Source organism: Pedobacter africanus, from assembly GCF_040548825.1.
In the GTDB taxonomy this organism is placed as follows: domain Bacteria; phylum Bacteroidota; class Bacteroidia; order Sphingobacteriales; family Sphingobacteriaceae; genus Pedobacter; species Pedobacter africanus_A.
The window spans coordinates 2336291-2360710 of sequence record NZ_JBEPSL010000001.1; the positions used below are offsets into that span (position 1 = coordinate 2336291).

The window sequence follows — 24420 nt, forward strand, 5'->3', positions numbered from 1 at the left end:
TTTTATTTGATAGGTATCAATTGAATTTCAAGTAACCTCATGAGTTCCTGACCTTTGATGTCAAGCGCTTTTACAGTGAGTTCCTGCTGTCCGGGTTTAAGTTCGGCAATTCCCATTTCATGGACCAGGTATTTGTCAGCCGATACTTCCGACCGCTTTGTAAAATCACCAATTTTAACTTCAAAAGAACTCCCTCCTTCTTCGGCATTATATATGGCTACCACGTTATACTTTGCAGGTTTTAATACCTTTAAATCCCATGAGAGGTAATCAGCCTTATTTTTCCATCCGGTTACATAATACTTATCGGTTTTTCCATCGCCAAAGCCCATTTTGCCATGTACTTTGGCATCGAATACCAGGAACCTGTTTACCGGAATGTTAGCGGCAACAAGCCTTGCAGCATCGGTTTCTATATTGCCTTTGGTTTCCAGCACAATCACCACATCCGGGCTGCCAGGAGATTTTGGCGGCAAACCAATATTGAGGGTTGTGGCATCCAGGCGCTTTACCTGCAGCGGTTTTTTGGATTTATCGGTTAAAAACCAGGCTTTACTGACTTCGGTTTTTAAACCACCAAGCGCTAAATTACCGTCTTGTGGCCAGTTGAATACATGCAGAAAAATCTGCTTTCCTTTTTGCGTAGTTACCCCCCAGGCCGGAATGGGCAGTTGTCCGCGCTCGGTACCATAAATGGACTGGCCATTCTGACTTAGCCAGCTACCAATACTATCCAGTATACGGGTATCCCTGGTGTCGAAACTGCCATCCCCTTTCGGACCTATGTTCATCAATAAGTTTGCACCCCGGGAAGCGGAGTTGGCCAGCAGCCGGATAAAGAATTTCGCGGATTTATGGCTGTTGTCGTGTATGGAATAACCGTAGGATTCATTAGTGGTAGGAATGGCTTCAGCATCACCCTTAACGGTAAGCAGTTCGGCTGGCCTATCGCCCGTATTTACATAATCACCAAAGTTTCCGGTGGCACTCCTTACCAGGCGGCCGTTTACCACAATATTGGGGTCTGTATCCCTGATGGCCTTTAAAATTTTCATGTTTTCCGACAAAGGCAGTTTATGCGGTGTATCGAACCAAAGGATATCGGGGTGGTATTTATTGATCAGCTCTTTGATTTGCGGGATTGCTTTTTCGTCTACATACTTTACAGCTTTTGGCAGCCATTCGGGGTGGTTATCGAACCAGTTTGCACCGCCCAGCAGTTTATCCCCTCCCGGGTTGTTGTATTCCCAGTCGTTGCCCGGCGCATCGGGATGCTCCCAGTCGAACGCATGCGAATAATAAAAGCCAAACTTCATGCCCTGCTTTTTTGCTGCCGCGGCCAGTTCGGCCATAGGGTCACGTTTAAACGGGCTTTGCTGAACCACATTAAAATCGGACACCGCTGAATTGTACATGGCAAAACCGTCGTGGTGTTTTGCCGTGATGATGAAATAGCGCATACCGGCTTTTTTTGCCCTGGAGATCCATTCATCGGCATTGAATTTTTCGGGCTTGAAGGTATGGGCAAGATCCAGGTAATCTGCCCTGCTGATCTTCTCCTTGCGCATCAGGTGTTCAGAATAGCCTTTTACGGCTTTCCCCTTCCATTCGCCGGCCGGAACGGAATAAATTCCCCAGTGGATGAACATACCAAAACGTGCATCGCGCCACCATTGGATGCGTTCATCATGGGTTTTCATAGAGTTTTTCCACCAGCCGCCACGTGCTTCGTCTATTGCTTTCTGGTCACGCTGCTGCGCGCGGTTAAACATCTCTTTGTCCTCATCTCCGGCTACCTGGGCATAGGAAGACAGCCCTAAAGCCAGCAATGCAGACAGTAAAAAAGTGGACCTGCTGTTTAATTGAGCCATATTAAAGGGTTTCTTAGGGGTAAATTTCTGATGACTTCTTCTACTTTTGGATCATGATCCAGCTTTGCCCAGGTGGTCATCCATTCTTTATTTTTATACGCATTGGCCCCAAATACCAGGAAGGGCTGGGCCACAGGCCAGTTGTCCCAATACATCACGTCGGGTTTTAAAGTCCATTTGTTTTTATCTGCCACAAAGGGGTACAGGTATTTGATGCCTTTTTCTATGGATTTGCCGTCGGCAGTCTGGTAAGTCCACAGGTTATCATTTTTAGTAGAGAGGATCTGACAAAGGGCGGTCATGGCATCCAGGTTAAAAATAGAATAGCCGTAGGGTTTGGTGCGTGCCAGTTCCCTTGGAAAACTGCCGTCGGTAGCCATCTGGTTGGGCAGCAATACCGTTTTATACCTGTCCCGACAAAAATCCATCAGTTTCACATCGCCGCATAATTTTGCGAATGAGGCCACCTGCATGGTAAAACAGGTGCCGTGGTTGTTTGCAGCGTTCATTTCATCTTTACCGTATTGGTGGGTCATCAGCCATTCCAGGTAGGCAGCAAACCATTTCCTGGTCCCTGCCAGCACCGCCGGGGCCAGCGCCTTTTGCATGACGATCACGCCCTGGGCCACTTCCATCAGCTGGATGGTATCGATGATGCCGATACCACGCCCCGTAAACCGGCCTTTTATGGCTTGTGCAAACTGCAGATTGGGGTTCATCATCGTTCCCTGACTAATGAACCAGGCCTGCAGGTGCAGCATGGCCTGCTTTACATATTTTTCCTGGCCGGTAAGTTTATAAGCTGATGCCAGCGCGCCTATGATCTGACTGAAACGGATCATGGCCAGGCGGTGGGCCACAAAATTCTGGGGGTTGGTCATGCCATCCTTCTGGATGTAAGGTCCATCCGGATTTTGCGGATCAGGCCACCAGTAGTCGCCCTCCGAATAAAAATCATGTTTGCCGCCTGCGCTTCTGGCAGTGCTTTCGGCTGTTACGGTAACCGGCTGCTGCTGCATGGCCCATTCGGCATTTTTAAGGATCAGCGCTTTCAGGGTTTTGACAACTTCCTGATTTTCGGGTCCTTTTTCCTTTTCTGCAGCCCTGCCTGCCGGTGCTTTCCCGATCAGCAGCGCCAATGTTAAAGCGGTTAAAATAAATCCTTTCATGATCGCATTTATTTGGTCATAGCCCTGAAGCTTACTTTGTTCAGTGTATTCGGCTTTCCTTTTTCGGCTGCCGAAACAGCCGTTTTCAGCTTACCGCCGGCATCTTTTGAAACCGTGATGGTCCTGAAGCTATACGCACCTTTTTCGTAATTGAATGTTTCACCGTCATCATCGTACAACATGTATTTACCTGGCTTACTGCCATAATACCTGATCTCCAGGTCTACTTTCTCTGATGGTTTTGGCGCATGCATCAGTGCAGGCCCCATAGGGATGATGCCTCCATCTTTTACATACACTGGTATTTTATCCAGACCAGGGGTTACGGTGATCACCTGTCCGTCACCGGCATATTCACCGGTATAGAAATCGAACCATTTGCCTTTAGGCAATATTACCGTACGGGTTTGTTTTCCGGCAAACATGGGTGCTACCAGCAGGTATTCACCGGCCATATACTGATCTTTTACTTCTTTGCTTACGGCTTCCACGTAAGGGTTTTCTTCCAGGTTGGTGGTTTTTATCTCTTTTTTCACTTCGGCCTGGTAACCGTCCTCCAGGTTCATGGCCCGGAATGGCGGAATGCCCTGGAAATGATATTTTGCAAACTCGCTGTACCAGTAAGGCATCATTTGCATGCGCAATACCGCCATGTCTTTTACCTGTTTTTCCACTTCGGGGTACGACCATGGTTTAGTGCCGCTGGACCAGGCGTTGATCATCGCCATTGGCGAGAACACGACCGACTGCATCCTGCGCAGCCATTCTTCAGCGGTTTTGGAAGCACGGGCCTCGGGAGTCCACAGCACCCCTGAAAAACCACTATTGATCAGCGCTGTAATGAAATCTTCGTGGTTGTAATAATCGTTATAAATCACATAAGGCAATGCGGTACCACCACCATTGGAAGCACGCACCAGCCCGTAGGTACGCTGGTTGCGTTCGTGATACATATCGGCACTGTATTTCTGGATCAGCAGGCCATAGGTCTGGCGCATCTGCTCCGCGCTGTGTCCGGAAGGGAACAGCGTCACATCCGGCCAGAGGTAATGGTCGTAGCCATCCACTTCGTCGAATTTGTAGCCGCTGATGCCTATATCCACCTGGCTTTTTTTCAGCTGTCCGAAAAGGATATCCCTTGCCTGCGGCATGGTCAGATCAGGCACAGCGCCCAGCCATACCGTGTGGTCGGCCGTAAAAGGCTTGATGCTGTTGTAGATCCCGGCTTGTGGCGAAACGTATGGATTGCTCCAGAGGTTTAACCGGATGCCTTTGTTCAGCATGGTTTTCACAAAGCCGGAAGGATCAGGATAACGCGATTTGTCCCACTCAAATGTACATGGGTAGGCTTTGCTCTGCCAGCCTGGTTCCAGTCCGATGAAATCGAGCGGAAAACCTTTATCGGCAAAAGCCTTTGCTTCTGCTTCCACATCGCTTGCGGTAAATAAGGTTTTAACACGCTGTGTAAATCCCAATCCCCAGCGCGGCGGCAATACGCCCCCGCCGTTCAGCAGGTTGTACCTGCGCACCGCATCCAGCGGTTTCGGACCGGCAAATACGTAGAACTCCACGCCTTCTGCCGGAACCAGGATTTCCACGCCGTCCGAATAAGGACGTGAAGACCAGGATTTATCGGTGTTACGGTCTTTGGCTTCAGGTACATTCTTTCCCTCGCGCAATACAGCCGAACCCGCATAAATGTTTAAATAACGGGCCGAATTGACAAATACGCCATACCCATTGGAGGATACGTAAAAAGGTGTAGGTGCATGTGTACGGCCGTTGTCTTTGCCCCCATAGTGGTCTACGTGCAATTGCAGTATTTTACCACGCTGATGCACGGTCTGAAAATTCAGGCCAAAGCCATACAATTGTTCTTTTTTATCGAGCGGAAACCTTAAATAGGTCTTACCATCCCTAAGTTTAGCGGTGATTTCTTCTTTGGATAAAGGAAATGCGGCATCTCCCGCCGCTTTCAATCCCTCTAAAGCAGGTTTTGCACCAACGGCTGTCAGCAGGTTATAACTTTCAGGTTTCCCTATCGTGCCTTTCCAGACCCCGGGGGCAACGGTTTCCCATTGGATTTCCTGTGCGGACAATCTGGTGCTGAGCAATAAAAGGAGGATGCAGGCGGCATATTTTACAATTCGGTTCATAGCAGGTATGATAATTTACAATACGGTTATTTTATAGGTTTTACCTTTTTCGGTAGGGAAATCAATGGTATAGCTCTGCTTCAGGTTCAGGTCCTGAAGTTTCGCCTCTTTATTTTTATGGTATTCCGGTCTTTGGGCCGTGGCGTTTAAAGGATTTTCATTGGGCCCTTCAGCCGGTCTGCTGGTAACGCCCTCCACTTTTACAGGAATATTGGTGGCTAAACGGCAATTGCCCCCTGAACCTGAATACAGGGTTGCGGTGGTTAACCTTCCTTCATTCCATTCCAGGTCTACCCGGAAATTGCCCCTGGCTTTTATGCCTTTGATGCTACCTTTTTTCCATTCGTCGGGCAAGGCGGGCAACAGGCGCAACTCATCGGTATTGCTTTGCAGGAGCATCTCTGTAATGCCCGCGGTAGCCCCGAAATTGCCATCGATCTGGAAAGGTGGATGTGCATCGAAGAGGTTCGGATAAGTTCCGCCCCCGCTCATCTGCACATTGGTGAGTTGTGCTGTCGTTTTTGAAGGGCCTTTCTCCGGCTCTATCGTTTTAGCCGGATCGATCAGTGTAAGTCCGGATTTGAGTATTTTTAAAGCATGGTTTCCGTCCTGCAGCCTGGCCCACCAGTTGATTTTCCAGGCCATAGACCATCCTGTACTCACATCACCACGGTGTATGAGTGATTGTTTGGCCGCGGCTGCCAGTTCCGGTGTATTTTGTATGGTAATCTGGTTGCCCGGGTAGAGGGCAAATAAATGCGACAAATGCCGGTGGGTATCTTTAGGGTCGTCTACATCATTGAACCATTCCTGCAGCTGTCCGTAACGGCCTATATTGAAAGGGTAAAGCTTTGCTTTAGCAGCTTCAAGTTCTGCACGAAATGCGGCATCTGTGCCCAATGCCTTTGAGGCTGCAATACAATCTGTAAACAACTCCCGGATGATGCCCATATCCATAGTTGTAGCCTTGCTTACTTCATATTCCCTGCCATCAATTTTAAAGACATTTTCGGGCGAGGTAGATGGATTGGTTACGAGGTAACCGCTCTGGGTATCTTTTACGAGCCATTTCAGCATAAATTCTGCTGCGCCCTTCATGAGTGGGTAGCCCTTTTCTTTCAGGAAAACCTTATCGCCTGTAAACAGGTAATGGTCGAACAGGTGTGTGCTTAACCAGGCTCCACCCATGGGCCAGGCCGACCAGCGTGGTGCGGCTTTAGGATCCCAGTCGTAGCCTCCCGAAGGTGATGTTTTGACCCAGATATCGCTATTGTGATGTACCACCCAGCCCTGCTGAATGTCGTAGTTCTCTTTTGCTGTTTTGGCCCCGTTAACTGCCATACGGCCAATTAAATCAAATAAAGGCTGGTGCAGTTCGGAAAGATTGGTCTGTTCTGCCAGCCAGTAGTTCATCTGGGTGTTGGCGTTGACGGTATAACTGCTGCCCCATGGCGGCTGCACATGGTCGTTCCACAGGCCCTGTAAAGTGCTGGCCTGTGAACCAGGCCTTGAACTGGCAATCATGAGATAACGTCCAAACTGGTAATACAGCACCTGAAGGCCCTGGTCGTTCCCCAGTTTCCCCTGCCGGGAAAGCCTTACGTTGGTAGGCAGTTTTGACAATTCGGGATCATTTTGCAATTGAAAAGAAACCCTGTCAAATAGTTTTTTATAGTCGGAAATATGTGCTGCCTTAAGCTCTGCATAAGGCTTCGAAAGGGACTTTATCATGGACCCGGGTGAACCACTGCTTAAGTATTTTTTAGGATTCGGCACAGGCAATTGATCGAAGCCATTAAAACTGGTTCCAGAACTCAAATAAATAGTTACCGTGCTGGCATTCTTAACTACAATTTCTGAACCTTTTACTGATGTAGATCCTCCTTCTGCCTTAATCTGCACTTCCACACCAAAGGTCATACCTTCCTTATCATCATATACGATCTGTTGAGGCTCAGTAGCTCTGTGCGCTACATGTTTGGGTGCCCTACCCAATAACACCAGGTGACCCGGTGCCGTCGCTTTAGTGGTGTATTTCAATTTGCTGGTGATACCCGCGGTAAAACTAAGCGCATTTTCACGATCTGCTGTAAGACGAATTACCATAATCTGATTTGGGTAACTGACAAAGGTTTCCCGTTTGTAGCTTACCCCAGCCAGCGTATACGTTACGGTGCTTACCGCATTGCTGATGTCCAGTTCGCGGCGATAAGCGGTAGGAACGGAATCCCTGAGGTTAAAATCCAGGAACAAATCTGCCATGGTTAAATAGCGTGCAGAATAAGGTCCCTGCAGGTTCTTTTTCCAGATTTCAGCGGCCTTATCATAAGCCCCTTCAAAAACTGCCTGTCTGACCAGCGGTAATGCTGCCGGGCCTTTAGGATTGTTTCCGGCCTCGGGGGCACCCGACCATAAAGTACCATCGTTCAACTGAAAACGCTCCCGGTTTACTCTTCCAAATACCATGGTACCCGTTTTTCCATTGCCCAGCGGCAAGGCTTCTTCCCATATTTTAGCGGGTTGGCTATACCATAGCTTTAAGGCATTATCTTGTTTTTGCTGGGCAGAAATGCTCCCCGCGGTACAGATCAGTAAAAAAGAAAGCAGTTTAGTCCTCGTCATATCAGTTCGTGTTAAAGGTATAGTCCTTGCCTGCCAGAGTTTTCAAATCATATGCTGTTGACGACGGGATACCAACCGGATTTAATTTTGCAGCAGCCGAAATTAATGGCGCTTTAGTTTCCGGGACTTCATAAAAAGGATTGGTATTCGGACCTGATGCAGCAACAAGACCTGCAGTGTTCAATTTCATATTGCTGTTGATGCGCAGCCTGCAATTGCCGCCCAGGCGGGATTTTATTTTTAAATGGGTAATCACCTTGTCTCTCCAGCTGATGTCTACTACATAACCGCCACGTGCCACCAGGCCTTTAACGGCTCCCGAAGGCCAGGTATCGGGCAATGCTGGTAAGATGTGCAGGGCGCCATCGTGCGATTGCAGCAGCATTTCGGCAATGCCCGCAGTACAACCAAAATTACCATCAATCTGGAAAGGCGGATGCGCATCAAACATATTCGGATAGGTTCCGCCACCTGTGGTATTCACACCATCTACCCTTCCACCTACGAGTTTAAGCTGATCGGTGATGAGTTTATAAGCATGATTGCCATCCAGAAAACGGGCCCATAAATTTACTTTCCAGCCCATGGACCAGCCTGTGGCCGGATCGCCCCGGTAAGTCAGGGAAGTTCTTGCTGCATCAAACAGCTCTGGTGTGCGGTATGGCGAAATCTGGTTGCTGGGGTACAAACCGTAGAGATGCGATACGTGACGGTGCTTATCGTCTGTGCGATCCGAATCGTGCATCCATTCCTGCAGCTGACTGTGCTTTCCGATCTGCATGGGTGCAAGGCGGGTCAATGTCGCTTTCAACTTAGCCTGAAAATCTGTATCGGTTTTCAGGATTTCTGCAGCTTTAGCCGTTTTAGTGAACAGGTCGAACAGCAACTGGTTGTCCATTGTAGTACCTGCGGCTATCGAAACACGCTTGCCGGCCACATAAGTATTCTCAGGAGAATTGGAAGGTGTTACCACCAGCCATTTGTGTACAGGCTCTTCCTGTAATACATCCAGGTAAAACTCAGCTGCGCCCTTTAAAACCGGGTAATATTCTTTTAAAAACTGCTGATCGCCGGTAAACAGGTAATGGTCCCACAAATGCTGACTCAGCCAGTTGCCCCCCATAGGCCATAAACCTGCATAAGGGCGGTCTACCGGACCGGTAATGCGCCACAAATCGGTATTGTGGTGTGTTACCCAGCCTTTTGCACCATACATCACTTTAGCTGTTTCCTGACCGGTAACAGACAGGTCTTTCAGCATTTTAAACAAAGGGTCGTGCAGTTCCGGGAGGTTGGTCACTTCGGCGGGCCAGTAATTCATCTCGGTATTGATGTTGATGGTATACTTACTGTCCCATGGCGCCAGCATTTTATCGTTCCAGATGCCCTGCAAAGTCGGGGGCTGGTTTCCTGGCTGTGAACTGCAAATGAGCAGGTAACGGCCAAACTGGAAATACAAAGCCGCCAGGTGCGGGTCATTTGTTTTGGCAAATTCGGCAATACGCTGATCTGTAGGTTTATTTACCGCATCGGTAACACCGAGGTCCAGCTTTACACGGTTGAAATATTGCTGGTAGAATTTAATGTGGGCAGCTAAAGCAGCTGCATATTTCTTTTTGATGGCCTGATCTAAAAAAGATGCCGCTTTGGCACTTTCATTTCCAGTTACATCGTGGTAATTCTTGAAATTGGTGGCTATGGAAATGTAAACGGTAGCCGCATTTGCATTTTTTACTACCCAGGCATTGTTTTGCAGAGACGCTTTACCGCCTTCGGCCAGAACTTTGACCTGGGATTCAAACCTGATCTGCCCCTTTTCGCCCTCATGATCTGAAGTAAGCCCCGATAAGATCAGTTTACCGTTTTCTGTACGTACCCCGCCTTTTTGCTGGGTATCCATACCGGCATGGAAACTGATCTTGCCCGGCTTGTCTGCCGTTAAGCGGACAATCATTACCTGATCGGTAAAAGAAGAGAAGATCTCCCTTTTGTAATGTACACCTCCGGCCTGATAAGTAACTGTGGCCAGGGCTTTTTCTATGTTTAGATCACGGTAATAATGTGTTGCTTTTTCTGCTCCCTCTACCTGTAAAAAAAGGTTTCCTACAGGCTGATAGATCATCCCGCTGTTCTTTTTGGGGAACATTTCCACATCGGCCAGGGCCTGTGCTTCTTCAAACTTCCCTTCGAAGATCAGCTTTCTGAGCGCCGGGATCGCTGCACCAGAGGCCGAAGTAATGTTGCTATTGGGGCCTCCGGACCACACAGTTTCTTCGTTTAACTGAAGTTGTTCTTTAGCCGGATTACCAAAAACCATGGCTCCAAGCCGGCCATTGCCAATAGGCAGGGCTTCGTTCCAGTTTTCGGCCGGACTATTGTACCACAATTTCAGCGTACCATCGTTCTTTTTTGTTTGCGCAAATGCTATCGAATTTCCAGTTAGCAGTACAAATACCAGGAGCTTTTTAATCATCATTATTTTAAAGTTCTACAAATGCAGAGGGCAATCCATCCGCTTTTACACTCGCTACGCTTTTGCCTTTGTTGAGGTCAACGCTGATCACTGCCCTGCCATTGTATAGCTGGACTTTACGTGAACCGCTGGAAGTTCCCTGGTCATCAATCAGTTTACCGTCGCCTGTAAGGCCAAAAGTAATATAGCTGCGTGCGTCTAAACACAATATATTGTTTTTATCAAGTAATTTCACCTGGATCACAGCAATGTTATCCTTTTCAGAAAGCTTTTCCAGCACCAGTCTGGCCGGTTTGTCCCATTTTGCGGTCTGGTACTCCTGCACGATCTCATCGCTAACAGTTTTACCGTCTTTTGCAGTGGCTACGACTTTAATTTCATTTTTACCTGGCTGGTACTTTACCATCCATTTTAAACCGGCCGCCGGATAGCTCTGGCTGTTCCTTTTCTTTTTACCCATGCTTTTGCCGTTCAGGAAAAGTTCGGCCTCGGCACAGTTGGAGTACACCTTAACCATTTTCTGCTCCCCTGCATCACCCCATCTTACCGGCCATGAATGTCCGTAAATGTGTACCATAGGTGTTTTGGTCCAGTACGACTGAAATACATAATAAGCCTCTTTTTTGGTAAAGTCCCGTTCAACAACCCCTTTCTGGTTCATGTAAGGAACCGGGTTATCCGGACGCACAGGCGTAGAGAAGTCTTTGAAAGGCCAGTAGGCAGCCCCAGTTAGCCATGGCATATTTTCCTGCTCCTTCAGGTGCCAGTCAATCAGGTTTACAATATAACTTTCGCTCCAGTCGCCATCCTTGGATACCCGTGCACTGCCACCAAACAAGGAAGCATCACCATCGCGTTCATCGGTACCAACACCTGTCTGAACAACACTTAGAGCCTTATCCGGACTTTCAGAATGACGGCCGGCATGACTGTCGCCACCCCATTCCACATGCAGGAAGTGGTCTACCCTTTCAAATTCTTTTTTCGAAGCTTCCTTATATTCGGTATAAATGCCCCGGTACCAGCCTGCCCATATGGAAGGTGAATAAACATCGACGATGTCTTTACAAAAGTCGCATCTGCGGATGGCGGTTTTACGTGAGGGATCCAGTTTATGCGAAAGGTCGTTCAGTTCTTTCATAAAAGTCCGGATCTTCTGCTCATCAAATTCATTGAAGTCGCCCGGCCAGTCGTTCTCATTACCCAATCCCCATATGATTACCGAGGCATGGTTGTAATGCTGTTCAATCATATTGGTCAGCATTCTGCGTCCCTGCTCCTTGTATACCTCTCCGCCCAAACCACCACGGCACCATGGAATTTCTTCCCAGACCAGGATGCCCAGGCTGTCGCACAGGTCCAGAACAATCCTGGATTGCTGGTAATGGCCAAGACGGATGAAGTTGACACCCATATCTTTCATCATCTGCATTTCCTGGCGGATCATCCCTTCGGTCATGGCTGCAGCTACCCCGGCATGGTCTTCATGACGGTGTGTGCCCCTGAGCAGCAAACGCTTTCCGTTCAGCATAAAAGGGCCCTTTTTTACGAACTCAAAATTCCTGAAGCCGATCTTTTCTGTATGCACATGTGTGGTGCCTCTGGCCGTAACGGTAGTTTGTACGGTATAAAGCACAGGGTTTTCGGGCGACCATAACCTTGGGTTCTTTACGCTGGTTTCCCACAATGTTTTGTCGCCATTAAAGGCTTTCATCTGGTTTTCCCAGCTACCCAGTGTTTTGCCTTCAGGGTCTTTTACTTCTATTTTCAGGCTAACGGTATCTATTCCTTCGGGGTTCAGCAGGCGGCCGCTGATGTTCAGCTTGCCCAGACTGCCTTTTGCATCTACACTTGCAGCAGCAAATATCTTGTCGATAGCCACCTTTGGGGTATAGACAAGGTTAAGGTAGCGGTACAGACCGCCATATACATTAAAGTCGGATAAGCTGGAAGGGATCATTTCCAGATCGCGGGAGTTATCACATCGTATAGACAATGGCACTCTACCTTTGAACTGTTTTTGAAAGGCCTCAGTTTTTTTAAAGGCATTTACTGCATCGGTAATGTCGGCAGTCCATTCATCGTAGCCGCCAACATGTTCTGCTACCTTTTTATCGTAGATGTAAACCTGAGTTTTTTGTCCGGCCCCCTCAAAATGCAATAAGCTGCGTCCCTCGGTATAGGGATTTTTCAGGTCAAGCAAGGTACGGTACCATCCGGGGCCCTGGTAATAATTTACATCGGGATCTACCCCATCCAGGGCATTAAAACAATGGGGTAAATTTACTTTCTCCCATAGCGGAACGCTTTCCGGATTGCCTTCCTTAACCGGCCTTACGGCTTCCCATATCCCCCCAAGATCTCCTTTTAAATATTCCCAATTCTGGGTTAACCTTTGCTTATTCTGCGCAAAAACGTACTGACTGCAAACAAGCAATCCTAAAAAAAATACCAGCTTAAATCTCTTCACTTCTTAATTAATGTAAAATAAAAATATACTTGATTGCTGCACGTTTCTGACCTCTGCTAAATTGCGAATTAGCTTACTGTAATCGTTTCGCCCTTTTAGCTTATTCATCAACTATTTTGGCAAAACAATCCCAGGCTGGTATGCACCAGCCGTTCAAAAAGGGGCATTATTCTAACTTATGCGCAGGCGCTAATGAATTCTTTCTGATAACACAGCGGACTTTTGCCTGTTATCTTCTTGAAGCACTTGTGGAAACTTGCAAAGTTATTGAAGCCACTGTTGTAGCATACCTGTTTCAGGTTCTGACTATGTTCTATCAGTAATTTACAAGCCTGTCCAACTTTAACTTCGATTAAAAACTGGGAGTAGGTTTTGCGTGTACGTGATTTAAAATAGCGGCAGAAAGAGTTCGGACTGATCCTGGCTACCTCGGCAATTTCTTCCAGGTAGATCTTGTTTTTGAAGTTGGCGTAGGTATAATCGTAAACATCGTTGATCCTGTCCTTTTCAACCATTTCCAGATCATTATGAAAGCCTACTGAAGAAAGTACTTCCAGCTGCGATGATTTGGCGATTTCTACCAGGGCCTGCATCAGGATGATGATCTTTTCTGTGCCTTCTGCTTTCAGCATTTTAGTGATCAGCTCGGCAACCAGGGCTTTGTTTTTACCGGTTACCTTTACCCCTCTTTTGGCTTTTTCAAGGATGTCTTTTAACAGTTTATTTTCGGGAAGGTTTAAAAAACAATCACCAAACAGGTTCTCGCTGAAATGACATACCCTTACATCTGCAGGGGCCGGCTTTACATCTGTAGTAAAATAGGCCTCATCAAACCTCCAGTAATGCGGCAGGTTTGCGCCCAGCAATACAATATCGCCCGATTTAAAACGTTTGATGCTATCGCCGATAAATTGCGTACCATCGCCCTTATTAAAATAGATCAGTTCAATTTCCTGGTGGTAGTGCCATTTATTATTGATAGAAGGTTCCAGATCCTGCCTAACACTGAATGACTGCGCTGGCTCCATTGATACTTTAAGTAGTTGTGCTTTCATGATCAATACATTTGGTTTGGTTAATGTTTAGTTTACCAGATGTAAGGAGACATACTTTCTTATTGTTGGCTCGTTCAGCTTTACAGGAAAAAAAGACATTTGCATGTCTGTTTCACATTACATTTGGTATAGCTAAATTAGACCGGAACGAATTAGAAAAGGGGTAAAAATCTTAAATGAATAGGGGGAAAATCTTAAATCCCCCCCTATTTGAGTTGTTTTTGCCAGTTTTCGCTAACCTTACCGGGCAGGTTCCATCACAACTGCCTTTAATCTGAACAACTCCTTCCCATTTTGTAATGGTGTGATTTGAAGTGTATATTCACCTGCCTGGCTGAATGTAGTTGTAGCTATCACATGCCGGATAAATGGCAAGGGTGCTTTCTTGTCAAATTCTGAAGTACGCAGTGTCCGGAACAAAAATTCCTGATCATTGATTTTCAGACGGCCTTCCTGTCTGGCACTTTCCGGAGAACAGGAATATTCGAGTGCAACTTTATAGTCTCCGGGTTCCGTAACCCTGATCTTGAAAGCGGCTTCATCTGTCGTATCCTTCAGCTCTGTTACACAAACTGTGTGTTTCCAATCGCCATAGTAATGGCTGTAGGTTAAACTCTGGATTTTTGGATTTCCTTTCAGTTTTGCAAAAACAGCTTCGACATTGTTTTCTTTGTATTGGGACGACACGGTAACCGGGACATTCAGGTCATAGTCTGAAATTTTACCCGAATATTCCATTACAAAAACAGTATTGGCGCTGCCACTCTCAAACTCAGGCAGGCTAATCCAGACATCCTTTCCTTCCGTTTTAAATTCAAGCGGCTGCTTACCGGTAAGGCTATACACCTTGCTGACTGTACCATTAAAACCAGGCACCAGCAAACGGCCGTTCTCTGGTCTGTTTATCACGTGAAGGTATTGTTTACCAGGTTTAGACGTACTTACCCCCCATGGCTGGGCCGGAATAAGGCCATAAGTGGAGCCATAAATACTTTCACCGTTTTTATCAAGCCACTTCCCTGTTTCCCGCAGAAATTTAGCGGAATACTCCGGTATCCGGCCTTCGCCATCTGGCCCTACGTTCAGCATCAGGTTGCCTCCTTTCGAAGCGACATTGGCCAGCAGACGGATAATCTCTGCAGGGGTTTTAAAATTCATATCGTGTTTGATATAGCCCCAGGAATCGTTATGGGTATAGATGGATTCCCAGGCCCCTTTTATCGGGGTCGAGGGCACTTCAGAATCGCCAAAGTCTTTATAATCGCCTAGGCCCTGACCAACCCGGCTGCTGAACAGGCTTTTTGGCTGTAATTTTCTCAGGTCATCTACAAAAGCCTGGGTTTGTACTTTGGTCATACCCCCCGGGGTATCGAACCAAACAATTCCCAGCGGCCCATAATTGCTCATCAGCTCCTTCAACTGCGGAACCGCCTTTTCTTTATAATATTTCTGGTAATCCTTTTTACTTTCATCAAAATCCCAGGTGTTCCTCCCGCCGTTCGGTTCATACCAATCCTGAAACTGAGAATAATAAAACCCAAACTGTATACCACGTTTGGTGGTGGCAGCAGCCAGGGCTTTCATGGGGTCTTTTTTGTAAGGCGTTGCAGCAACAATGTTAAAATCGCTGGCTTTAGAGTCGTACATTGCAAAACCTTCATGGTGTTTTGCGGTGATCACCATGTATTTTATCCCGGCATCGCTGGCCAGCTGTGCCCATTCATCGGCATTAAATTTAACCGGATTAAAGGTTTTAGCTACCGCTTTATACTCCGCAACCGGGATCCTGGCCTGGTTCATGATCCATTCGCCACTCCCGTAATAGCGTTTTCCTTTCCATTCACCAGCCAGTTTGGCATACAGCCCCCAATGGATAAACAGGCCAAACTTGGCATCCTTGAACCATTGGATATTCGGATGTTCTTTGCCGGACGAACGGTTATCCCACATCTCGTCCATGGTCTGGGCTTTCAGGAAATCCGTAAATAACAAGAACAAGGCAAGTACCGGTAAGAATGATTTAAAATTGAGTTTCTTCATAATAAAAATTGTTGTTCAAATGTATTCCAGGCCATATGCCTGTTTAGTTTTTTAGTAACCAATGTTAACCAGGGCAGCAGGTCCCAGTCGCTCAGCTAGCTGGGCGAGGTACAAACTTCCGGGTGTAACCGGTGTACCATAAGCATCATATATTCCTTCGGCAACAAAAGGATCTTTATTGAAGGGCTGTGCCTTTCTTTGTTTTTCTCCCTGTCCGCCGATGACCCAGTTCGCAGCGCCCGGGGGCTGCTGGTTAAGGAAGGATTTCGCCTTTGAATTCCAGGCCACGGCCCAGCCTATAGACCAACCATGCCCGGATCCCATGGAACCCCGGTTCATAAAATCTATACCGCCCTCGGGAACTTCGCAGTTGTCGATCAGCAGGCCGGTGGCCCACCTCTGGTGCGGCTGTATCCAGCCATTGCCTTTAAAAACACAATTCAGCACTACTACAGGACCGGTTACTTTTGCTCCTGTGCCAAAAAAGAACATATTGTCGCCTGTTATCCGGCAACGGTTAAACAACAATTGCTGCCCGCTTCCATTGATATCGGCAGGCTTGGCTGCTCCCGTGGTTGCCAGGTTATGTGCAATGCTTAAATTATCAACCGTAATGCGCCTGCCGGTTACACTTACACTGTTCACCGTATTAAACACCTCGATATTCCGGGCCCAGCCGTCGGCAATACCACTCATGCTAAAGGCTTTATGGTGTGATTCGTTGATGGTACCTGTCTGATCTGGCGACACCATTCTCAGGTTTTCAATCCCGACCTGCGACAGCTCGCCTGCTGAAGAAACTTTCAGCACTGTTGTCCCCTGTTTCCCGAGGTATTTAGAGTCGTAGCTATCTGTAAGCGGAATATTGACCGTAACTCTTTTGTTCTCTATTTTAGCGATGACCCTATCGGTACTGATTTCCCCGTTAATCCAGGTTTGTTTTTTACCATCCCGCACCAGTGTATCCATACCCATCAGTTTAACCCAGGCCGCCGTTACCGGCCGATTGATCCTTATCGTATCCCCGGTCTTCAGTCCAGACACATCAGTAAGGTTAAATGAATACGTCCCTGAAGGCACGTAAGCATCTGAGAAAACAACAGGTTTGCCCGCTGCTTTCGAAACCACATTACCACGTACAACAATGCAGGGATGGGCCTTACCTGTCATATTGATCACCGTGCCATTTTGAGCTGATCCGCTGCCCCTTAACACTACTCCGCTTGCATTGATCATGATAGTGGCATCACAACTGTAAACGCCTGGCTTCAACAAAACCGCTCCCCTAAAACCATTGACAAGTTCCATTTTAGAAACCTGATCTATGGCCTGCTGTATATTTTTTGTATTGTCGCCCTCAATGGGGGCTACCGTAATTTTTACCTGGGGACTGGGAATTTTAACCCCACCGCCCATATATCCCGCATGGGAAAAATCCATGATCCTGTCCCCACCAGGGAGTGCTTTATAAGCTAGTTTTCCATTGTTTTTAAGGTATACCCATTCACTTTTTACTGAACTACCCGTTTGCTGTGCAAAGGCCACCACAGGAAGAATGGCTATGCAAAAAATAAGACCTAATTTCATGCCTTTAAGAATAAATGATATCGTTTGTTAAGGTATCCTCTTTATTTCGTGATTAACTCTGCGGGTTTAGCTATTTATTAAATGATATTAGCCCTGCCTATGATCCGGGCGCCACAATTAACTCCAGCTTTTCACCTGCCTGGGTATCAAAGTCAAAGGTTTTACCGCTTAACACCTCTGCTTTACGTCTGTTTCTTATCAATTGGACCTTTTTTCCTGGCCATGGATTATCCATAGTGCATTTGCGTCCCGCCTCACTTATCATATTCACGTACAAGATCTGCCCTTTTTCCAGTTTACTGCTGACCAGAAATGCACCATAGGCCCTTAGCTGATCAAAAGCTGCGTCTTTGGACCTGTTCCAGTTGGGAAATATCCTTAGCACATGCTCATAGCTCTGTAACAGCATTTCATTGATGGTTAGCGGAACAGCGGCCAGGGTTTCTGTACCACCACCCTCGGCAGTGATCCATAAATTGGGCAGCGACTGGGCATTGATCCTGTCTTTTAAGTATTTTAAAATCTCGTCTGAATCGTAACCTACCCGTACTGCCGCAGGAAAGCAGGTTTCTATGCCATTGCCCAATGTATTGGCCCATTCGCCTGTCCCTTTCATCTTTTCTTTCCAGGCGGCCACATCACCGAGCAATATCTGGTTAAAAACAGAATCCGTTTTCGGGCCACATACGCCACCCGGCAAGATAAGGCCATGAATGGAAACCCTGGCCAATCCATTGATACCGCTGTGCCATGGCGAGGGACTTTTCTCTACGCTTTTTAAACTCAGTCTTCCATTTACCTCGGCCACTGTAAAATCGCTCATATGCTTAACGATATGCTGCCATTTTTCCTGCCGGCCGGCATCTTTATTTAAAAAATTACTGACATCTATCATCCCTTTGAACAACATTTTAACCAGTCCGACAGAGAGTGTTGAATTGAAGTCCCCCAGCATATCGCGCCAGATGCCCTTGTTCCGCAGGTTAGGCATTACCTCCCCATAGTGGTCCATGTAAATCACATAACGCCCGTTCTCAAATTTGAGGTAATCCTCCCAAAAATCTGCACAGGCCAGCATATAGGGATAAATCCGTTCCGCATAGCGGGCATCATAAGTGCTGTAAAACCGCATCAGCATATTGCCCACACTAAATACAGCGTTGATCTTTTGTCCAAGGAACTTATAGCCCCCATCTATGGTATTTTCACGTGTAGCATAGCGTTTTTCCATTTCATCGGGAGTAAGGGGCCACCTGGTGGTCACCAGACCTTTAGGGCCTATCCCTACAGGATAATAAATGCCTTTTATGCCCAGCAGGTCTTTTGCATGCTGCCTGCCTTTGTCCATATAATCCAGCAGGGGCTGATCAAAATTATCGGTCTGATCGATATAATTGGAAGAATAAGCCGCCCAGTATGGGGCCTGGTAATTGTAATTCAAATGGTAATCGCCTCCCCATGCCGAAGAATCCCGGGTAACAAATGGCCCCCAGATACCCGGAGCAAATTTACCTCCTCTGGAAGTTGCGCCAAACAGGTATTGTGAAGCATAGTAATACTTTTCTATAAAGGGATCTCCAATGCGGATGTTTGACCGGCTCCAGAAATCCTTCCACCAGGCTTCATGTTTTTCCTTCAGCTTTGCGAGTGTAGCCTCGTTAAGCTGCTGTGCTTCTTTAATGCTTCTTTCCTTCCAGTTTTTATCATCCTGATCTGTATACATGGTGATAACCAGTTTTACCCTTTGACCTGGTTTAAGCTGAATGCTGCCATCGGCCGCTGCTTTTGTGCCGAGTATCTTCATGGCCATGGCCACCCTGCAGGGCCATTCCAGCAAAGGCCCTTGTTCAAAAGCCCGGGTTACCCAGCTTATCCCTGTTGTAGCGCCTGCTGTGTTGATGGCGGTATTGCCCTGTGTTGCATTTAATTGTGGTTTTAATGTACAGGCTTCCGTTGCCCTAAACTCTACAACAACAGTATTGCTGGTGGCAGAAACCCAGGCATTCATATCAACCTCCAATCCACTCCGTGTAAAACGTCCCGTAATCAAAGCTTTATCCTGCAGCTGCTCGGCATAGTAATCAGCGCCACTAAGGGCGCTGATCTTCACTTCTAACCATCCTGGCAATGCAATTCCGCCACCGGGGTAAACGGGGTAAGCACGCCAGAAATCATTTTTCCCAAGGTAAAAGCACAGGTTATCCGGACTCCCGCCAAGGGTTAAGCCAATGTCTCCGTTGCCGGCCAGTGGCCCATCGGGTGTTTTGGAAGCAGGAACTTTTTTTGGAGTTGCTGTAAATATAGCCTTATAACGACCGGCATAAATCTGTTGTGCGCTGATCCTGGAATTTCCATACAACAGCAGCATTAACATTATCAATATTCTGAACTTGATCATATTCATTTTTTAAATCTGAAGTTTTGCCTGTTCTGGTGTCCTGCCCTCCGGTAAAAGCACCAGTTTGTCGCCCTTTTGGGTTTGTATGATCAACAAATCATCGCTGTATACCGTCCGTTTGCCATTTTTATAGACCACTGTTTTACTGTTTGGCCAGGGGTTTCTGATGCGGCATTCGGAACCCGATTGGGAATGAAGTTCTACAAAGCGGATTTCTCCATTAAACATAGCTGACGTAATGAGGAAGTTGCCCCTGCCCAGCAGGCTGAAAGCTGCATCCCATTCCTTTGGCCATGCCGGGAACAGGCGGATTACCGGAGCAGCTGCCGGACTTTCGGGTGCAGTTTGCAGCAAGCCCGGATGCAATGCGTCGGCAGCTCTTCCCAAACGCTGGATGTTGGTGGTGTAAAAACCTTCGCTCAGGTCCATGCGGTTGGCCAGCACCTCATCGCCCGGCTTTCTCCTGATCTGACTGGGCACCAGGTATTTGATAGCGTCAGATCGGCCAAGTATGGCTCCGGCAGCAGGAATTTTGGATAACACATAGGGTTGATAGGCTTTGATACCGCCTTCCCGGAAGTAACCATCGTAAGTTTGCTGCGCTATTTTCAGCATTTCCGGATCTCCTCCGGGGTTGCACAAATCAAAAAACCAGACGGGCATGGTATTGCCATCGGGCCTGCGCAGTCCGTTCCCTTTCAGCAGCGGCGGTAATGATCCTACCCAATACTCGGGTTGCGCAGCCACTTCAGGATAAGCTTTACTGCTGGACAACGGTGCAAGATCCCTTAAAAAATCTGCCCATAGCTTCCGGAGTTCCTGATCGGCTCCAAGCAATTCTGCCGCCCTGATAGCGGCCGGAAAAATACCCTTCATAGAAGCCATTTCCTCTACGGTATTGTGCCCGCCCCAGATGGATTCATTGTCATTTATATGATAAATGTGGTATTTACCTTGCGCTTTCTTCAGGTTTGGAAAATTGCGGTAGAACTCTGCAATTCCCTTCAGCATGGGATAGGCACTTTGCCTGAGCCAATCCATATCGCCGGTATACTCATACCTTTGCCAGTACTGGTAGGCAATTTTAGCCCCCCTTGAAAAGATGTGGTTTACCGGGCTGTAAGGCCCGGAGCCCCTGTCGGCCAGGGGCCATTTCCCTGCTACCCAGCTGGTATCTTTCTTCCAGTTCCAGCGGCTCAGAAAGGGCTGTTTGGTCTCTGCATAATTCATAAAACGTTGTGAACGCTGCTGCCAGTCCTTTCTTTTCAGGTAAAGCTCCCGCATCTCGGCTGCAATATCATCCGGCAGGACAGGTTCACCATCAAAACCTACCGTTTCAGGAATATAAATCCCTTTGCTGCCCCATTGCTGTTCAGCGCTTTTACCGAAGGTTGGATATGCCTTTGAATACATGTTAAACATCGGGTCCATCAATTCATGGTGATTGGTAGGAAACAGTGCATTGTACAAGCAGCTTTGGTTGGCACCCCAGAAGTTAGCCCCCCATTTGCGCTGATCGCCACCGGTGGTCCATAACATCCCGTTAAACTTGGTTGGATAAGCGCCCCTGGAACTTGAACCCATCACGTATAGGTAATAAGTGTAGTTTTTTTCTACAAAATCTGCTTCCGCATCTTTACTGTGCAGGCTAACAAAGGACCTGGACCAGAAATCTGCCCACCATTGTTTATTGGAAGCGTATAACCCCTCAAACCCCAGTTTCCGGGCTTCTTCCAACCTGGCAACGGCAGTTTTAACCAGATCTTCGGCAGGATCAAAACCAGCTGCACTTGCAATATAAACCGTAAAGTCTTTTTGCCCTGTTTTGCTAACCTGCAGCCTGGCTGTTGATTCATTACTCAATTCTGCATTGCTCCCCGCTCCGGTTATACCCATCACTACAGCAGAGCCGCAATAATAATCGTCCTCCTTAAATTCCTGGGTCAGCACAATATAATTTCCATAGACAGCTATCCTGGAAACCGCTGTATGGTTACCGCGGCGGCTAACAGGCAGCCTCAGCATCCGCAGTGCGGCAGAAAAAGCGGCGCCTGAAGGCCTCTTATCACTAACCTGCAAAGCGATAACATCGGCCTTGTTCCAGGCCAAAGCTTTTACCGACACCTCCTTTCCCTTCAAAGTAGACAATCCTTCGTAACAGGAGAGCTGCTGTTTAAAATCGGGTTTATTGAACAGGGGCATCCCAAAATCCAGGTCTGCATAGGCTGTTCCACCACAATAATCGGTATTGCGCTGAAAGAAGTTATTGCTGGCCGAATTGGAGGCAAAAACATCTACACGGTTGATCTGCATGTGGAGCTGACTGGGACCAGTCCATAACAAGGTGCCCATGGTACCATTGCCTATTGGCATTCCGGCCTCGCTCCGGCTTACCGGCTCGGGGTAATTCAGATCTGCCCTCGAGACCAGCTTTTTATAATCCACCCTGATCATGGAAGAAGGGTTTGCCGGCACGGCTGGAGGAGCCTGTGCATATACCGTAGCTGTACCCAGGGCCAGCCCGATTGTGATTGCTGTAAGTTTGCTCATCATTTTATTTTCAGTTCAGGTGAAACAGCTACTGTATTTTTATCCCAGTCTACCGTGACCGTGGTACCGTCTGAAAAAGTACTGCGTTCCTGTCTGTAATTTTTATCCAGAAACTCGTGTTTTGTCATTTCCAGCAAGGCCACCCGCTTGCTCAGTTCGCGCATGCGGTTGATCAGTTTTACGGTCGAAGCATCAATTCCTTTATTGAAAGAAACCTGGGGTGTTCCTCCGTACAACAATCCATGCAGATCGTCGGGATGATAAGGAGTCAGGATCGCATCATGATAAACCAGCTCCCATAATGGCAGACTAATGCCATTTTTAGATTTAAGGGGCGATGAAAAATCAACATAAGGTATGGTCCAGTCGCAGGCAGTCTCTGTGCCGACAAAGCCCAGGTTATTTCTGGACCAGTTGTAGCATTTGATCCTGTCGTTCAGTCCGTCTGTACGTGTTGAGGGGTGCTCCGGATTAAAATCTTCATCCGGTGGAACATATCCGAATACATCCAGGTAATTTCCCTGAGGCCGGATGTCCCGTTTAAACATCCATTGATAATTTTTGTTGAGGTGGCCCAGCATGAAACGTCCGCTCAGATAGGCCATTTTTCCACCATCCCAGTAATCCATGAAAGGGATACGGCCTTCCTTACTGTCGCCAAATCTCGTTCCCGGGAACATATTGGCCCTGCCACCTGCTTCTTCGGCATGAATGGCAAACTTCGTATTGTAGGAAGGCGCATCGAGGTAATAATCGCGGTACTGGTCGTGCAAGCTAAACAGGTAGCCCAGCTCCTTACAGGTTTCGGCCAGTCTTTTCATGCCTTCCCATCCCCCGGCTGTTGGTGCCGGCGGCATGGCATCGGGGTGTTGCCTGTCGTAGCCCAGGTTTGGCCAGCCGGTAAGTACCACGCACAATTTGTCCACTCCCATGGCTTTGTAACGGCGGAATTCCTCAGCACGCTGGTCAAAACTCACCAGCTTATAGCGGGTCGTAGAATCCCTTTTCCAGCGGGCACTTTCCGGTTTGTAATTGGTCAGTATCCCTGAGCGGATGATTGGTGTGCCAATCAGTTCTGCAACAATGGGCTTTCTGGCAATCTTATCTTTGAGTGAAACAAAAAGACCAGTGTTGATGACATAACTGCGGTAACGTTTGGCCATGTCTACATAATTGCCTTCATTAAAGAAACACATTCTGGCTGCCCTTGGATACCCCAGTTTGCCCAGTTGCGGGCGCCAGCGCGGACCTATTACTGTAGGTCCTCCGGCCGGATGGTTGAACTGGTATGCCGCGTCATCTGGTGTTTCCACAATCACCATCATAGCAGACTTCCCTTTCTGAAAACCCCACCAAGACATGCACCAGTCTTCAATTACATTACTTTGCAGTTCGCTCCGGTCGCTTTTTGAGATGGAACCATCTGCATCCGACGTACGGATGGGATGGTAAGGCTTAGGCCAGTTGCGGGGCAGCAATACCCCCCTTACATTGCTCAGCAGGGTATGGTCAATTTCTCCTGCATCGAGGGCAGTGGGCCAGTTCAGTTCCCTTACGGTTACGGCATGTTCTTCGGCGGCCAGGTCAAAAACCAGATCTTCCTGATCCCCTTCCAGACACACGGTAAGATAAAGTGTAAGATCGAGCCCCGGCCAACCTTTAAGGATCAGCTGTACACCGGTTTTATAGCCCGCATCATAGGGTATGACCTTTTTGTCGCGGGCATCCGCCAGTCTTACCTTCTGCATTTTGCCCTCAGCTTTCACCGTCATGTCGTCTGCAGCGGAAGGTACCATAGTCCAGCTGGCAGGCCCCGCCTTCACCGCAAGGGCCAGGTTACCGGCGTTTAAGCTGACCTCCTGTTTCTTCCCTTTGATCAGCCATTGTCCGTTGCTTACAGAGACCGTTGTTTCCATCGCGCCCCAGTCGGCCCTGGAAAGTTTTGGAGTTTCTTTTGCCTGCGCAAATAAAAAGGCCGGGCAAATCGCCATAGCGATGATCCATATGTTATTCTTAAACCATTTCATAA

The 24420-nt window shown here is 47.7% G+C and carries 12 protein-coding genes; all 12 read right to left on the bottom strand.

Annotation, left to right across the window (positions count from 1 at the left end):
• Positions 1 to 2: 2 nt before the first annotated feature.
• Positions 3 to 1871, bottom strand: a complete 1869-nt coding sequence (locus tag ABIE26_RS09580) for an alpha-L-fucosidase (protein WP_310137398.1) — start codon at positions 1869 to 1871, stop codon at positions 3 to 5.
• Complete coding sequence (locus ABIE26_RS09585) at positions 1859 to 3040, bottom strand: alginate lyase family protein (RefSeq protein WP_310137397.1); 1182 nt, start codon at positions 3038 to 3040, stop codon at positions 1859 to 1861. The genes ABIE26_RS09580 and ABIE26_RS09585 overlap by 13 nt, the downstream gene beginning before the upstream one ends.
• 8 nt (positions 3041 to 3048) lie before the next feature.
• Positions 3049 to 5196 carry a glycoside hydrolase family 31 protein gene (locus ABIE26_RS09590; RefSeq protein WP_310137395.1) on the bottom strand — a complete coding sequence of 716 codons (2148 nt, stop codon included), beginning with the start codon at positions 5194 to 5196 and terminating at the stop codon, positions 3049 to 3051.
• A 15-nt stretch (positions 5197 to 5211) separates the two neighbouring features.
• On the bottom strand, positions 5212 to 7818 hold the full coding sequence (locus ABIE26_RS09595; RefSeq protein ID WP_310137394.1) for a glycoside hydrolase family 95 protein: 2607 nt from the start codon (positions 7816 to 7818) through the stop codon (positions 5212 to 5214).
• A 1-nt stretch (position 7819) separates the two neighbouring features.
• Complete coding sequence (locus ABIE26_RS09600) at positions 7820 to 10294, bottom strand: glycoside hydrolase family 95 protein (RefSeq protein ID WP_310137392.1); 2475 nt, start codon at positions 10292 to 10294, stop codon at positions 7820 to 7822.
• Between the two features lie 4 nt (positions 10295 to 10298).
• Positions 10299 to 12761: a glycoside hydrolase family 2 TIM barrel-domain containing protein gene (locus tag ABIE26_RS09605; RefSeq protein WP_310137391.1), complete on the bottom strand. Its 2463-nt coding sequence runs from the start codon at positions 12759 to 12761 to the stop codon at positions 10299 to 10301.
• A 176-nt stretch (positions 12762 to 12937) separates the two neighbouring features.
• Entirely contained in the window at positions 12938 to 13816 is an 879-nt protein-coding gene (locus tag ABIE26_RS09610) for an AraC family transcriptional regulator (protein WP_310137389.1), read from the bottom strand.
• Between the two features lie 240 nt (positions 13817 to 14056).
• Positions 14057 to 15856: an alpha-L-fucosidase gene (locus ABIE26_RS09615; protein ID WP_310137387.1), complete on the bottom strand. Its 1800-nt coding sequence runs from the start codon at positions 15854 to 15856 to the stop codon at positions 14057 to 14059.
• 51 nt (positions 15857 to 15907) lie between these two features.
• Positions 15908 to 17443 (bottom strand): hypothetical protein, encoded by a 1536-nt coding sequence (locus ABIE26_RS09620; protein ID WP_310137384.1) that lies wholly within the window; start codon positions 17441 to 17443, stop codon positions 15908 to 15910.
• Between the two features lie 97 nt (positions 17444 to 17540).
• A complete protein-coding gene (locus ABIE26_RS09625) occupies positions 17541 to 19841 on the bottom strand; it encodes a glycosyl hydrolase family 95 catalytic domain-containing protein (RefSeq protein ID WP_310137379.1) in 2301 nt (766 codons plus the stop codon).
• A gap of 9 nt (positions 19842 to 19850) precedes the next feature.
• Positions 19851 to 22394, bottom strand: a complete 2544-nt coding sequence (locus ABIE26_RS09630; RefSeq protein ID WP_310137377.1) for a glycosyl hydrolase family 95 catalytic domain-containing protein — start codon at positions 22392 to 22394, stop codon at positions 19851 to 19853.
• On the bottom strand, positions 22391 to 24418 hold the full coding sequence (locus ABIE26_RS09635) for a DUF5696 domain-containing protein (RefSeq protein ID WP_310137374.1): 2028 nt from the start codon (positions 24416 to 24418) through the stop codon (positions 22391 to 22393). Before ABIE26_RS09635 ends, ABIE26_RS09630 begins: the two co-directional genes overlap by 4 nt.
• Positions 24419 to 24420: the final 2 nt, after the last annotated feature.

Bases quoted from the DNA above. Each gene is read 5' to 3' on its own strand.
- ABIE26_RS09580 (WP_310137398.1), bottom strand. From the start codon at position 1,871: ATGGCTCAATTAAACAGCAGGTCCACTTTTTTACTGTCTGCATTGCTG.
- ABIE26_RS09595 (WP_310137394.1), bottom strand. From the start codon at position 7,818: ATGACGAGGACTAAACTGCTTTCTTTTTTACTGATCTGTACCGCGGGG.
- ABIE26_RS09630 (WP_310137377.1), bottom strand. From the start codon at position 22,394: ATGATGAGCAAACTTACAGCAATCACAATCGGGCTGGCCCTGGGTACA.
- ABIE26_RS09600 (WP_310137392.1), bottom strand. From the start codon at position 10,294: ATGATGATTAAAAAGCTCCTGGTATTTGTACTGCTAACTGGAAATTCG.
- ABIE26_RS09610 (WP_310137389.1), bottom strand. From the start codon at position 13,816: ATGAAAGCACAACTACTTAAAGTATCAATGGAGCCAGCGCAGTCATTC.
- ABIE26_RS09635 (WP_310137374.1), bottom strand. From the start codon at position 24,418: ATGAAATGGTTTAAGAATAACATATGGATCATCGCTATGGCGATTTGC.
- ABIE26_RS09585 (WP_310137397.1), bottom strand. From the start codon at position 3,040: ATGAAAGGATTTATTTTAACCGCTTTAACATTGGCGCTGCTGATCGGG.
- ABIE26_RS09615 (WP_310137387.1), bottom strand. From the start codon at position 15,856: ATGAAGAAACTCAATTTTAAATCATTCTTACCGGTACTTGCCTTGTTC.
- ABIE26_RS09625 (WP_310137379.1), bottom strand. From the start codon at position 19,841: ATGATCAAGTTCAGAATATTGATAATGTTAATGCTGCTGTTGTATGGA.
- ABIE26_RS09590 (WP_310137395.1), bottom strand. From the start codon at position 5,196: ATGAACCGAATTGTAAAATATGCCGCCTGCATCCTCCTTTTATTGCTC.
- ABIE26_RS09620 (WP_310137384.1), bottom strand. From the start codon at position 17,443: ATGAAATTAGGTCTTATTTTTTGCATAGCCATTCTTCCTGTGGTGGCC.